At 72.6% G+C, this 12,448-nt stretch carries 13 protein-coding genes; 8 read left to right on the forward strand and 5 right to left on the reverse strand.

Annotation, left to right across the window (positions count from 1 at the left end):
• Positions 1 to 20: 20 nt before the first annotated feature.
• Together RFN52_RS26470 and RFN52_RS26475 are read right to left on the reverse strand one after the other, a co-directional pair.
• Complete coding sequence (locus RFN52_RS26470) at positions 21 to 467, reverse strand: ATP-binding protein (protein WP_184849634.1); 447 nt, start codon at positions 465 to 467, stop codon at positions 21 to 23.
• A gap of 347 nt (positions 468 to 814) precedes the next feature.
• Positions 815 to 1,795: a VldE C-terminal domain-containing protein gene (locus tag RFN52_RS26475; RefSeq protein WP_184849636.1), complete on the reverse strand. Its 981-nt coding sequence runs from the start codon at positions 1,793 to 1,795 to the stop codon at positions 815 to 817.
• A gap of 85 nt (positions 1,796 to 1,880) precedes the next feature.
• Between RFN52_RS26475 and dapE the strand changes: the two genes are divergently transcribed.
• Entirely contained in the window at positions 1,881 to 2,960 is a 1,080-nt protein-coding gene (dapE, locus tag RFN52_RS26480) for a succinyl-diaminopimelate desuccinylase (protein WP_184849638.1), read from the forward strand.
• 119 nt (positions 2,961 to 3,079) lie between these two features.
• On the forward strand, positions 3,080 to 3,838 hold the full coding sequence (locus RFN52_RS26485; RefSeq protein WP_184849640.1) for an LOG family protein: 759 nt from the start codon (positions 3,080 to 3,082) through the stop codon (positions 3,836 to 3,838).
• 165 nt (positions 3,839 to 4,003) lie between these two features.
• Here RFN52_RS26485 and folP read toward each other — a convergent pair whose 3' ends face one another.
• Positions 4,004 to 4,864 carry a dihydropteroate synthase gene (gene folP, locus RFN52_RS26490; RefSeq protein ID WP_184849642.1) on the reverse strand — a complete coding sequence of 287 codons (861 nt, stop codon included), beginning with the start codon at positions 4,862 to 4,864 and terminating at the stop codon, positions 4,004 to 4,006.
• A 144-nt stretch (positions 4,865 to 5,008) separates the two neighbouring features.
• Between folP and RFN52_RS26495 the strand changes: the two genes are divergently transcribed.
• Both RFN52_RS26495 and RFN52_RS26500 read left to right on the forward strand, forming a co-directional pair.
• Positions 5,009 to 5,398 carry a DivIVA domain-containing protein gene (locus tag RFN52_RS26495; protein ID WP_184849644.1) on the forward strand — a complete coding sequence of 130 codons (390 nt, stop codon included), beginning with the start codon at positions 5,009 to 5,011 and terminating at the stop codon, positions 5,396 to 5,398.
• Positions 5,395 to 5,982 carry a DNA-3-methyladenine glycosylase I gene (locus RFN52_RS26500; RefSeq protein ID WP_184849646.1) on the forward strand — a complete coding sequence of 196 codons (588 nt, stop codon included), beginning with the start codon at positions 5,395 to 5,397 and terminating at the stop codon, positions 5,980 to 5,982. The genes RFN52_RS26495 and RFN52_RS26500 overlap by 4 nt, the downstream gene beginning before the upstream one ends.
• 17 nt (positions 5,983 to 5,999) lie before the next feature.
• Here the strand turns inward: RFN52_RS26500 and chcB are convergent, their stop codons facing one another.
• Positions 6,000 to 6,809 carry a 2-cyclohexenylcarbonyl CoA isomerase gene (gene chcB, locus RFN52_RS26505; protein WP_452746264.1) on the reverse strand — a complete coding sequence of 270 codons (810 nt, stop codon included), beginning with the start codon at positions 6,807 to 6,809 and terminating at the stop codon, positions 6,000 to 6,002.
• 379 nt (positions 6,810 to 7,188) lie between these two features.
• Between chcB and RFN52_RS26510 the strand changes: the two genes are divergently transcribed.
• Positions 7,189 to 7,356 (forward strand): DUF3117 domain-containing protein, encoded by a 168-nt coding sequence (locus RFN52_RS26510; protein WP_003966491.1) that lies wholly within the window; start codon positions 7,189 to 7,191, stop codon positions 7,354 to 7,356.
• A gap of 118 nt (positions 7,357 to 7,474) precedes the next feature.
• Here the strand turns inward: RFN52_RS26510 and RFN52_RS26515 are convergent, their stop codons facing one another.
• Complete coding sequence (locus RFN52_RS26515) at positions 7,475 to 8,173, reverse strand: O-methyltransferase (protein WP_311241239.1); 699 nt, start codon at positions 8,171 to 8,173, stop codon at positions 7,475 to 7,477.
• A gap of 246 nt (positions 8,174 to 8,419) precedes the next feature.
• Between RFN52_RS26515 and sigE the strand changes: the two genes are divergently transcribed.
• The 3 genes from sigE (at position 8,420) to RFN52_RS26530 (ending at position 12,431) form a co-directional block, all read left to right on the forward strand.
• Entirely contained in the window at positions 8,420 to 9,121 is a 702-nt protein-coding gene (gene sigE / locus RFN52_RS26520; protein WP_037667389.1) for an RNA polymerase sigma factor SigE, read from the forward strand.
• The gene (locus tag RFN52_RS26525; protein ID WP_184849650.1) at positions 9,118 to 10,158 is read left to right on the forward strand and encodes an anti-sigma factor family protein; all 1,041 of its coding nucleotides are present in this window, start codon (positions 9,118 to 9,120) and stop codon (positions 10,156 to 10,158) included. Before sigE ends, RFN52_RS26525 begins: the two co-directional genes overlap by 4 nt.
• Positions 10,159 to 10,289: 131 nt before the next feature.
• The gene (locus RFN52_RS26530) at positions 10,290 to 12,431 is read left to right on the forward strand and encodes a trypsin-like peptidase domain-containing protein (protein ID WP_184849652.1); all 2,142 of its coding nucleotides are present in this window, start codon (positions 10,290 to 10,292) and stop codon (positions 12,429 to 12,431) included.
• Positions 12,432 to 12,448 lie beyond the last annotated feature (17 nt).

The raw sequence follows: 12,448 nt of genomic DNA on the forward strand, positions 1-12,448 counted from the left end.
GGCGTCGCAACGCCGGCGCGTCAGCCGACCGGCAGGCCCTTCGCCGGCAGGGCGTCCGCGGACGGCACGCCACCCTTGGTCAGGGACCCCGTGGGCAGGCCGCCCTTGGTCGAACCGGCCGTGTCGCCGACCAGCTGCCCGGTGGAGCCCGCCGCGTCACCGGCCGCCTTCTGCGCCACGGGCGTGGTCTTCTTGACCGCCTGGCCACCGGTCTTGCCCGCGGCCGGCACCGCCTTCTTGACGGACTTGCCGCCGGTGTCACCCGCGGACTCGGTGACGTTCTGAGCCGCGCCGTCGACGGTGTCGCCGACGTTGGCCCCGTCCGGGGCGGTCAGGCCACCGAGGTTCGGGGTGGCGGGCAGCTCGGGGGCCGCGCTGGCGGAGCCGGCCGCACCGACCCCGGCAGCCGCTCCCGCAGCGACGATCAGCGCGGCACGGGCGATACGGCGGGTCAGGGGGAGGGACATGGTGCTCCTTCGACGGGAGAGAACAGTGAGCTTCGTGAAGTGTCCGACCGGGTCCGGCAGTTGATCGACTGGCTGTGGATCACCCCGGTTCGGACGCAGTGACTACCGCTCGAAGCCCGCGAAGGTTGCGGCGGCGCAACGTAAAGAGTTGGCAATGCGTCGCATTATCGGCTGCGGATAAAAACGGTCAAAGCAGCCTCTGTGAGAACCCCCGCCGAATCCTTCCAGCCCTGTGTTCCCAAGGGTTCTCGCGGTGGCCCGGGTGAGGGTGCGAAAACCTGCGCACGCCGTCGCCGCAGGACGGTGCGGGTAACCCCACGGGGTGAGCCCCCGCACCCCTGCGCGATCTAGCGCATCGTGACGATGCGGACCGCGTCCGCGTCCCGTTCCGCGCCCGCGGTGCCCTTCGCCGATGGCTCCCGCCACTGGCTCGCGGTGTTCCCGGCGACCCACTCCCGCCCCGCGTAGGTGACACGGGCGATGTGCAGCTCGGAGGCGTTGGCCACGGCCCAGTGCGCCAGCTGCCAGCCGCGCTGGTCCAGGCTCCGGCCGCCGGCGGAGGGCGTGTCGGCGCTCACCGGGAGCGTGACGGTGCGCCCGCCGGAGCCGTCCGGCGCGCTCGGGGAGGGCGTCGGCGTGGCCGCCGAGGAGCCGCCCACGGCGGCACCGGCCGGCTCCAGCACGTCCCGTCCGAAGTCCCGCACGAGCGCGGCACGCACCCCGTCAGGGCCCGAGGCCCGGGTCGCGGCCGGGCGGCCCTCGCACGTCAGCGTGGCCGCGGACTGCCCGGTGAGGGCCGCGGCGAGCAGCGCGGCGTCCGGCTCGTGCTTGGCGTAGGCCTGCGGGAAACCGCTGCGCTGCACGCGCTGCGCGGCGACGGTGAGCGGCAGCCGGGTGTAGCCGGGCACCTTGACCAGGTGGTCGTAGAACTCACCGGCCGAGTACGTCGGGTCCATGATCTCCTTCGGCGTGCCCCAGCCCTGCGAGGGCCGCTGCTGGAACAGGCCGAGGGAGTCCCGGTCGCCGTGCTTGATGTTGCGCAGGGCGGATTCCTGAAGCGCGGTCGCCAGCGCGATGGTCACGGCCCGCTCGGGCAGACCGCGCGCGGTTCCCACGGCGGTGATCGTCGCCGCGTTCACCGCCTGCTCGGGCGTGAACTCGTACGACGCCCCGTCGCCCTTGCCGGAGACCACGTTGCAGCCCGGTCCGCCCGAGCCCCCGGTGACGTACTGCACGACGAGGTACCCGGCGACCGCGAGCAGGGCCACGAAGGCGGCTCCGCATCGGAAAAGGCGGCCACGGCGCTTGGGAGAGGACTGCTCTGGCACGCCGTACAAGGTACTGGAGAGTACGGAGTGGCATGTGCCGGGTGTGGACAGTGAGGCCGGGGTCTGGCGCGTTAGGGTCGACGGCATGGCCGACACCTCCCTTGACCTCACGCTGGACGCCGCGGAGCTCACCGCCCGGCTCGTCGACTTCCGTTCCGAGAGCGGCACCGAGAAGCCCCTCGCGGACGCGATCGAGTCCGCGCTGCGCGCGCTGCCCCACCTGACGGTCGACCGGTACGGCAACAACGTCGTGGCCCGCACGAACCTCGGCCGCTCGGAGCGGGTGATCCTGGCCGGCCACATCGACACCGTTCCGATCGCGGACAACGTCCCCTCCCGGCTCGACGAGGACGGCGTCCTGTGGGGCTGCGGCACCTGCGACATGAAGTCCGGCGTCGCGGTCCAGCTGCGCATCGCGGCCACGGTCCCGGCCCCCAACCGCGACCTGACCTTCGTCTTCTACGACAACGAGGAGGTCGCCGCGGAGCTGAACGGCCTCAAGCACGTCTCCGAGACGCACCCCGAGTGGCTGGAGGGCGACTTCGCGGTGCTCCTGGAGCCGTCGGACGGCCAGGTCGAGGGCGGCTGCCAGGGCACGCTGCGGGTGCTGCTGAAGACCACCGGCGAGCGGGCCCACTCGGCACGCGGCTGGATGGGCTCCAACGCGATCCACGCCGCCGCCCCGATCCTCGCCCGCCTGGCCTCCTACGAGCCCCGCTGGCCGGTCATCGACGGCCTGGAGTACCGCGAGGGCCTGAACGCGGTCGGCGTCAGCGGGGGAGTCGCCGGCAACGTGATCCCCGACGAGTGCGTCGTCACCGTCAACTTCCGCTACGCGCCCGACCGCACGCCCGAGGAGGCGATCGCACACGTCCGTGAGGTCTTCGCGGACTGCGGGGTCGAGGAGTTCGAGGTCGTCGACCACAGCGGCGCGGCGATGCCCGGTCTGTCCCACCCGGCGGCCAAGGCGTTCATCGAGGCGGTCGGCGGCACCCCGCTGCCGAAGTACGGCTGGACGGACGTCTCCCGCTTCTCGGCGCTCGGCGTCCCGGCGGTCAACTACGGCCCCGGCAACCCCCACTTGGCGCACAAGCGGGACGAGCGCGTGGAGACCGCCAAGATCCTCGCGGGCGAGGAGCGCCTGAGGAACTGGCTGACCGCCTGATCCCGCCGGGACGCCATCGTGTTTACGGCGCTTCATCGCGGACATGCTCACGTCCCTCGTTCGTAACCCGCGTAGATCTACGCTGAGGTGGAAAGACAGGCACGACGGAGGGAGCGCACATGGCGACCGGCAACCCCGAGGGGAAGAAGCAGCCGCCGGAGGAGAAGCGCCTGGGCCCGGTCCTCCAGAGGCGGGACCAGGTGCAGGCCAGCACCACCGACCAGCGGCTGCTGGACGAGCGGGCCCCCTCCGACTGGGTCCACACCGACCCCTGGCGCGTGCTGCGCATCCAGTCGGAGTTCATCGAGGGCTTCGGCACGCTCGCCGAACTCCCACCCGCGATCAGCGTGTTCGGATCGGCCCGGACCCCGGCGGACTCACCCGAGTACGAAGCGGGCGTGCGGCTGGGGCAGGGCCTGGTCGACGCGGGCTTCGCCGTCATCACGGGGGGCGGCCCGGGCGCGATGGAGGCGGCCAACAAGGGCGCCCTGGAGGCGAAGGGCGTCTCGGTCGGTCTCGGCATCGAGCTGCCGTTCGAGCAGGGGCTGAACCCGTACGTCGACATCGGCCTGAACTTCCGCTACTTCTTCGTCCGGAAGATGATGTTCGTCAAGTACGCCCAGGGCTTCGTCGTCCTGCCCGGCGGCCTCGGCACCCTCGACGAACTCTTCGAGGCCCTCACGCTCGTCCAGACCCAGAAGGTCACGCGCTTCCCGATCGTCCTCTTCGGCAGCGACTACTGGGGTGGTCTGGTCGACTGGCTCCGCGACACGGTGATCGCCCAGGGCAAGGCGGCGGAGAAGGACCTGCTGCTGTTCCACGTGACGGACGACGTGGACGAGGCGGTGGCGCTGGTGTCGAAGGAGGCGGGCAGGTAGAGGCTTCCGGACCTCAGCGTCCTGGCGGCCCCGCTTCGGGTGGGCGAGGCCGGGCTTCTCGTCCGGGTGATCCGGGCGGGCGAGCCGGGCTTCCTGCGTGACCGCTTCGGGTGGCGGGTGGGCATAGGCCGGGGGTCCAGGGGGCGGAGCCCCCTGGTACTCGGGCTAAGCCAACCCCCGCCGGGCAACGGCAGGACCCCGATGCCCCGCGATCGCCGAGACCATCTCCAGCACCTGCCGCGTCTCGGCGACCTCGTGCACCCGGTACACCCGCGCCCCCAGCCACGCGGACACCGCCGTCGTCGCCAGCGTCCCCACGACCCGTTCCTTCACGGGCCGGTCCAGCGTCTCGCCCACGAAGTCCTTGTTGGACAGCGACACCAGCACCGGCCACCCCGTGGCGACCATCTCGTCCAGCCGCCGCGTCGCCTCCAGGCTGTGCCGCGTGTTCTTCCCGAAGTCATGACCCGGGTCGATCATGATCGACTCCCGCGGCACCCCCAGCGCGAGCGCCCGCTCGGCCAGCCCGACCGTCACGTCCAGGATGTCCGCCATGACATCGTCGTACTCGATCCGGTGCGGCCGGGTCCGCGGCTCCGCCCCGCCCGCGTGCGTGCACACCAGGCCCACCCGGTACCGCGCAGCCACCTCCGCCAGCCGCGGATCGACCCCGCCCCACGCGTCGTTCAGAAGGTCGGCCCCGGCCTCGCACACCGCCTCGCCGACCTCGGCCCGCCAGGTGTCCACGCTGATGACCACGTCCGGGAAGCGCCGCCGCACCTCCGCGACGAACCCGACCGTCCGGCGGGCCTCCTCCTCGGCCGTGACCTCCTCGCCCGGCCCCGCCTTGACCCCGCCGATGTCGATGATCGCGGCGCCCTCGGCCACGGCCTGCTCCACACGTGCGAGGGCCGGCTCGTCGCGGAAGGTGGCGCCCCGGTCGTAGAAGGAGTCCGGGGTGCGGTTCACGATCGCCATGATCACCGGCTCGTGCGTCCCGAATTCCCGCCTGCCCAGCCTGAGCATCGCCTGTGACCTTTCCTGGTACGTCCCGTCTTCCGCCGCCTGCGACCCTAACTGTCGGACTCGCATGGCACGATCGGAGCCTGACAACATCCGACTCGGTGGACTCCCGGGGAGTCCGATCCGTCCGACCGTGGGGGCCCCGCGATGGTTATGTTCCTGTTCCTGGTCGTCGCGCTCGCCGTCGTGGTCGGCGCGGTGACGCTGGCCGTGGTGGGCGGCGGCGAGAGCGGCCCGCTGCCCGAGGCCGCCCCCGAGCGGCTGCGGGACCCGCTGCCCCCGGACCGCCCGGTCGACCGCGCGGACGTGGAGGGCCTGCGTTTCCCGCTCGCCGCCCGCGGCTACCGCATGGCGGACGTGGACGACGCCCTCAGCCGCCTGGGTGCCGAGCTCGCCGAGCGCGACGCCCGCATCGCCGACCTGGAGTCGGCCCTGGCCGGAGCCAGGTCGGGCTCCGCCCACGGGCCGGTGCACGCGTCCGGGGAGAACCACGTGTCCATGGACAAGCCCGCCCCCGGGAAGGAGGACCGGCGGTGAGCGACGGCGCCGCCTTGGCCGGCCCGGACGGCGGCCCGCGCTGCCCCTGGGCCCTGTCCGCCCCGGAGTACGTGGCGTACCACGACGAGGAGTGGGGCCGCCCGGTCCACGGCGACGACGCGCTCTTCGAACGCCTCAGCCTGGAGGCCTTCCAGTCCGGCCTGTCCTGGATCACGATCCTGCGCCGCCGCCCCGGCTTTCGCGCCGCCTTCGCAGACTTCAAGATCGCCTCGGTCGCCGCCTTCACCGACGACGACCGCGAGCGCCTCCTCGCCGACGCCGGCATCATCCGCAACCGCGCCAAGATCGACGCGACCCTCGCCAACGCGCGGGCGCTGACGGAGTGGTCCCCGGGCGAACTGGACGCGCTGATCTGGTCCCACGCCCCCGACCCGGCCGGCCGCCCGGCCCCGAAGACCCTCTCCGACGTCCCGCCCGTCACTCCCGAGTCGACGGCCCTGTCCAAGGCCCTGAAGAAGCGGGGCCTGCGCTTCGTGGGCCCGACGACGGCGTACGCGCTGATGCAGGCGTGCGGCCTGGTCGACGATCACCTGGAGACCTGCGTCGCCCGAAGGGGCGCGTAAGGGGCGCGGGACGAGTTCTAGCGCCCCAGGTACTTCGGCTTCTCCTTGTTGACGAAGGCCTGCACCGCGATCGCGTGATCCTCGGAGGAGCCGGCCCGGGTCTGGAGCTCGTCCTCCTTCTCCAGGGCCTCCTCCAGCGAGTGCGTCAGCCCGAACGCCACCGACTCCTTCAGCGCCGCGTACGCCACCGTCGGGCCCTCGGCCAGCGCCCGCGCCACCTTCTCGGCCTCCGCCCGCAGGTCACCGGCCGGCACCAGCCGGTTGGCGATGCCCAGCTCGTACGCCTCCTGCGCGCTGATGCTGCGCGGGAAGAGCAGCAGGTCGGCGGCCCGGCCCGGGCCGATCACCCGCGGCAGCGTCCAGGAGATCCCCGAGTCGGCGGTCAGCGCCACCCCGGCGAACGAGGTGTTGAACGCCGCCGTGTCCGCCACGATCCGGTAGTCCGCGGCGAGCGCGAAGCCGAAGCCCGCCCCGGCCGCCACCCCGTTCACCGCGGCGACGACCGGCTTGGCCGCCCCGGCCAGCGCCCGCACGATCGGGTTGTAGTGCTCCCGGACCGTGCTCATGGTCTGCCCCGAGCCGTTCTCCCGGTCCTGCACCAGCAGCCCGATGTGCTCCTTGAGGTCCTGTCCGACGCAGAACGCCCGATCACCGGCGGCCGTCAGCAGCACCGCCCGTACGGCGCCGTCGCCCGCCGCCGACTCGACCGCCTCCCGCAGGGCGACCTTGGCCGCCACGTTCAGCGCGTTCATCGCCTCCGGGCGGTTCAGCGTGATCGTCGCGAGTCCGTCGCTCACCTCGTAGAGCACGGTGTCGGTCATGCGTATCCCCTCCGAGTCGCCAATCGGGGACGTACCGGCCGGTACGTCCCGGGTCTGCAGGACAGCATGACGGAGATCGCGGACGGGGAACCGGACCGAACGTGTGACCTGCGTCAAAGAATTCTCGTCCGGATCGGTTCGGCGGATGTGTGTGCGGCGGCGGAGTATCGCAGTTTCATCGCCGAATTGAGTGGTTTTGCTCGCGTGCGTTGCCCAAGCGATGCCTACTGATGTTGGTCATCGGGTCCTGAGATGCGGGATAATGGCTTGGAAGCAATGTGTTCGATGCCGGTGTCGCGTGTCCTGCCACAAGGAACCGCACGTGTGCCCTTCTCAGGGGCCGTCGGCTTTGACGATGAGCTGGGTTTCAGGAAGGGGAACGAGCATGGCGGCCATGAAGCCGCGGACGGGTGATGGCCCGCTCGAGGTGACCAAGGAGGGGCGGGGCATCGTCATGCGCGTTCCGCTCGAAGGCGGCGGTCGGCTCGTCGTCGAGCTGACCCCGGACGAGGCCGACGCGCTGGGCGACGCCCTCAAGAAGGTCGTCGGCTGACGCGCAAGCGACCATACCCTTTCAGTTGCCCCGGCATCACCCGTGATGCCGGGGCGGCTGTTTTCTCACCGATGACACTCGCCTGCCCCGGCTCCGGCTCCGCTAACGTGCCGTCCGGTCAGCGCTTCACCGCGCACAGCAGCCCGTCGCCCACCGGCAGCAGTGACGGCACCAGCTCCTGGCTCTCGCGCACCGCACGCAGCAGCTCGCGCAGCCGCAGCACCTCCGTGGGCTGCGGACCGGAGTCCACCGTCCGGCCGTTCGCGAAGGCGCCCTCGAAAACGACCAGCCCGCCGGTGCGCAGCAGACGCAACGATTCAGCGAGGTAGTCCATGACCTCCAGGCGATCACCGTCGCAGAAGACCAGGTCGTAACCGGCGTCCGCGAGGCGGGGCAGCACGTCCAGAGCGCGGCCCGGGATGAAGCGGGCCCGGTTGCTGGCGAAGCCGCAGGCGCGGAAGGCCTGGCGGGCGAACTGCTGGTGCTCCGGCTCCGGGTCCACGGTCGTCAGAACACCGTCGGGCCGCATACCGTTCAGGAGGTGGATCCCGGAGACACCGCAGCCGGTCCCGATCTCCGCGACGGCCTTGGCGTCGACGGACGCGGCCAGCAACCGCAGCGCGGCGCCCGTGCCGGGCGTCACCGAGCGCAGCCCTGCCTCACGGGCCCGGTCCCGGGCCCAGTGCAGCGCTTCGTCCTCGGCGACATAGGCGTCGGCGAACGCCCAGCTCGTCTGCCGGTTGCCGGTAATGACCCTCTCCTGTCCCCGTGAATGCCTGGGCGTGACTGTATCCGTTGGGCACGGGAACCCGCAGATGGGACCGGTCGTTTAAAGGGATGAGCAAGTGGTGCTGGCTGGGACGGGGGGCGGGCGGTGGATCAGGACGTCGAGCGAGGCGCCGAGCAAGTGCCGACGCAGCAGTACGAGGCGTATCAGCCCAGATCAAATTCTCGTAAAACCGCTTATCCGGTCCTAACGGGCGAGGTGGCTATGGTAGGGGCTCCACTGGACACCACCAGAGCTGACAGGGGAGGTGCGGCTGCGCCTGTGGATCGCGGAGGAGTGCTCCGGCGCTTCCTCGGATCGGCGGGCAGGCCGACATCCGTGAACGACACCGCTGCTGACCACAGTCACGCCGCTGACTTCGCCCAGACCGCGACCTTCACCACCGACGCGGACGGGCAGGCGTGGACTCCGCCCACGTGGGAGGAGATCGTCAGCACGCACAGTGGCCGGGTCTATCGGCTCGCCTACCGTCTGACCGGCAACCAGCACGACGCGGAGGACCTCACGCAGGAGGTCTTCGTCCGCGTCTTCCGCTCCCTGTCGACCTACACGCCGGGCACGTTCGAGGGCTGGCTGCACCGCATCACCACGAACCTGTTCCTGGACATGGTCCGCCGCAAGCAGCGCATCCGTTTCGACGCGCTCGGCGAGGACGCGGCCGAGCGGCTGCCCAGCAAGGAGCCCTCGCCGCAGCAGGTCTTCAACGACGCGCACTTCGACGCGGACGTCCAGCAGGCCCTCGACACCCTCGCCCCCGAGTTCCGCGCCGCGGTCGTCCTGTGCGACATCGAGGGACTGTCGTACGAGGAGATCGCCGCGACCCTCGGCGTCAAGCTCGGGACGGTCCGCTCGCGGATCCACCGTGGCCGCTCCCAGCTGCGCAAGGCCCTCGCGCACCGCTCTCCGGAGGCGCGTGCCGAGCGCCGCTCCTTCGTGCCCCGTGTTCCCGCCTTGGGAGGAGGGGGCGCGAGCGCGTGAGCGGATCTCGGCCGAAAGCCTCCGAGGGTCACCTCGCAGAGCAGCATCTGGGAGACCGACTCTCCGCCCTGGTGGACGGAGAGCTCGGTCATGACGCGCGTGAGCGCGTACTGGCGCACGTGGCCACCTGCCCGAAGTGCAAGGCGGAGGTGGACGCACAGCGCCGGCTGAAGAACGTCTTCGCGGAGGCGGCCCCGCCGCCCCCCTCCGAGAGCTTCCTGGCCCGCCTGCAGGGACTACCCGCGGGCGGCGGCCCGGACGGTGATCTCACGCCGCCGGGCGGGGGAGGGCTGCCCGGAGGACTGTCCGGACGGTTCGGATCGTCCGGGGCGTTCGGAGTGAAGCGCGGCGAGCGGTTCGAGTTCGGCTACGCCCCGGCCCGGCCGCACCTGCCCGGGCTGCCCGCCTCCCCGGGAAGCCCGAGCCTGCCCTCCGACACCGGCGGTCTGCCCTCGGACCACCGGGGCCTGCCCTCGGGCAGGGGCTTCCGTATGCACGACGTCGGCCGGCACGACACCGACCGGTCCTCGTCGCGGCTGCGGTTCGCGTTCGTCGCCGCCGGAGCCGTCTCGCTGGCCGCGATCGCGCTGGGCGGTGTCTCCACCGTCACCCCGGCCGACACGGAGGCCCGCGGCGGCCAGGGCTCGGGGAGCAATGTGACCCCGATGCGCACTCAGGGCACCGGCCCAGCGGCCCCGCCCGAATCCCAGCGCCGCCGGACGGCGCCGCTGCTCGGGCAGGTGCACGGCCAGAACATGCTCGGGCACGGCCCGGTCGCCCCGACCGAGGTGTCCGCGCCGCTGCTGCCCGGGGTGCCGCCCGCCGCCCGGCATCACGCGCTGCATGCGCTGACCGCCCCGGTGGTGGCCGGTGCGGCCGTCATGTCCCCGCTGATACGTCCGCTGGAAGCGGCCGCGCCGGCCGCCCTGGCCTCGTGGTCCGCGGTCCCCGAGATCACGGCTCCCTTGTTCGCCGAGCCCCTCCCGGACCCGGCCTCGTCCCCCTCTTCCTCGGCCTCCTCACGTACGGCTCGCTGACCGGACTCTGCGCACCGGCCCGCGAACCTGATTGAATCCGGGGGTTGTCGCCCGCGGCCGAGGTATGGCCGGGCGCCGATTCGACGAACCGCGGCCACCGCGACGAGCCGTGCCGCGGCTGTGGGGAGAGCATGAACGAGGGGAAGCCCACGAAAGCGAAGTGGTGGAGCCGTCCACGGCCGCAGGACCTTGCGGAAGGGCCGGGGGGTACGGACGGGGCCGTCGCGGAGGACCCGGGCGTGCACGGGCCGGTGACGGCCGCGGCGGAGCCGACCGGCACCGACGGGGACTTCGAGCTGGCGCGGCCGGCGGCTCGGCCCGCCGAGGACGGCGACTACGAGTTGAGGCGCCCCGAGGCGGTTCCGTCCGGGGGGCCGGCCGGAGGCCTGGAGAAGCCTGCCGCACCGGCACGCGGGGTGGGGGAGCCCACTCCCGGCCGGGCCGCCGCCGAGGCCGTTGCCGCGGTTCCCGCAGCCCGGGAGCCCGGCGGCCAGGACGCCGCGGCCTCCGTCACCCCCGCCGCGCCTGTCACCTCCGATGCGCCCGTCACCTCCGCCGCGCCCGTCTCGTCCGCCGGGCCGGCCGAGGGCGCTCCCAGGCCGGTGCACGACCCCGACCCCTACAGCACCCCGCCCTACGGCGAACCCGGCCCTTGGGCGCCCGCGCCGCCCGTGCAGCACCCGATGACGACACCCGCTCAGGGCGTCGCGATACCGGGGCAGCGGCCCACCGTGCCGGGCGTCCCCGCCGCGCCGTCGGGGCACGGCATCACCCCGCCTGCCCAGCCATCCGGCGTTCCCGCGCCCGCGCCGGCCGAGATGCCGACGCCCGCCGGCGATCATGGGCCCAGGGCTCACGCGTCGGCCGAGACGCCGACGCCCTCCGGCGTTTCCGTGCCCGCCGGGCACGCGCCCGCCGCGCACGTGCCCGCTCCTCCGGCCATGACCGGGATGCCCGCCCCTCCGGCCGCGGCCGGGATGCCGGCCCCCGGTTCCCCGGTGCCTATGCCGGCCGTCCCGGTGCACGCCGATGTGCCGGCGCCGGCACCGGTTCCCGCACCCGGCCCCTGGCAGCGCTACGACCCCTGGGCCGCTCCCGCGGGCGCCGGGGGACACGGCCCTCTCCAGCAGAACGGCGCCGCAGTGCTGAGCACGGAGCAGCGGCGCAAGCGGGGCAAGAAGTCCCTGGTGCTCGGTGCCGTGCTGCTCGCGCTGGTGTCCGGGGGCATCGGCGGCGTCACGGGTACGTACCTGGAGCGGAACGGGGGCGTCGGGACCGTCGAGCTGCCACAGGCCGGGAAGGAGGCCGCCGCGCGGGACGCGGACAGTGTGGCCGGGATCGCCGGGCGGGCCCTGCCCAGCGTGGTCACGCTGCATGTCAGCGGCGCGGGCGAGCAGGGCACGGGCACCGGCTTCGTGCTCGACACCCGCGGGCACATCCTCACCAACAACCACGTCGTGCAGCCCGCCGGATCGGGCGGCGAGATCACCGTGACCTTCAACGGCGGGCAGACCGCCCAGGCCGAGGTCGTCGGCCGGGACAGCGGCTACGACCTCGCCGTCGTGAAGGTGAAGGGCGTCGCCGGACTCACCCCGCTGCCCCTCGGCAACTCGGACAACGTGCAGGTCGGCGACCCGGTCGTGGCCATCGGCGCCCCCTTCGACCTGGCCGGCACGGTCACCTCCGGCATCATCAGCGCCAAGCAGCGGCCCATCACGGCCGGCGGCGAGAAGGGCGACGGCAGCGACGTGTCGTACGTCGATGCGCTGCAGACCGACGCGCCCATCAACCCCGGCAACTCCGGCGGCCCCCTGCTCGACGCCCGGGCCCGCGTCATCGGCATCAACTCGGCCATCCGCTCGGCGGGGAGCGGCTCCGCGCAGGACAGCGGCCGTTCCGGTTCGATAGGCCTTGGCTTCGCGATACCCATCAACCAGGGCAAACGCGTCGCCGAAGAGCTGATCAACACCGGGAAGGCGACCCACCCGGTCATCGGCATCACCCTCGACATGGACTACACGGGCGACGGCGCCCGCGTCGCCACCGAGGGCAGCGAGGGCGGAGCACCGGTCACCGCGGGCGGCCCGGGGGCCAAGGCCGGGATCAAGTCGGGTGACGTCATCACGGAGGTCGACGGCGGGCGGGTGCACTCCGGCGAGGAACTGATCGTCAAGACCCGGGCGCACCGCCCCGGCGACCGCCTGGAGCTGACCGTCGAACGCGGCGGCAAGGAGCGGAAGGTCTCGCTCGTCCTCGGATCGTCCGGTGGCTGAGGCATGAGATCCGGGAT

Origin of the sequence: Streptomyces collinus, from assembly GCF_031348265.1 — a bacterium.
In the GTDB taxonomy this organism is placed as follows: Bacteria; Actinomycetota; Actinomycetes; order Streptomycetales; family Streptomycetaceae; genus Streptomyces; species Streptomyces collinus.

What these genes read in the sequence shown, in the direction of transcription:
- RFN52_RS26485 (WP_184849640.1), top strand. Translation starts at nt 3,080, where the DNA reads ATGGCGACCGGCAACCCCGAGGGGAAGAAGCAGCCGCCGGAGGAGAAG.
- RFN52_RS26510 (WP_003966491.1), top strand. Translation starts at nt 7,189, where the DNA reads ATGGCGGCCATGAAGCCGCGGACGGGTGATGGCCCGCTCGAGGTGACC.
- folP (WP_184849642.1), bottom strand. Translation starts at nt 4,864, where the DNA reads ATGCTCAGGCTGGGCAGGCGGGAATTCGGGACGCACGAGCCGGTGATC.
- RFN52_RS26530 (WP_184849652.1), top strand. Translation starts at nt 10,290, where the DNA reads ATGAACGAGGGGAAGCCCACGAAAGCGAAGTGGTGGAGCCGTCCACGG.
- RFN52_RS26470 (WP_184849634.1), bottom strand. Translation starts at nt 467, where the DNA reads ATGTCCCTCCCCCTGACCCGCCGTATCGCCCGTGCCGCGCTGATCGTC.
- RFN52_RS26495 (WP_184849644.1), top strand. Translation starts at nt 5,009, where the DNA reads ATGGTTATGTTCCTGTTCCTGGTCGTCGCGCTCGCCGTCGTGGTCGGC.
- dapE (WP_184849638.1), top strand. Translation starts at nt 1,881, where the DNA reads ATGGCCGACACCTCCCTTGACCTCACGCTGGACGCCGCGGAGCTCACC.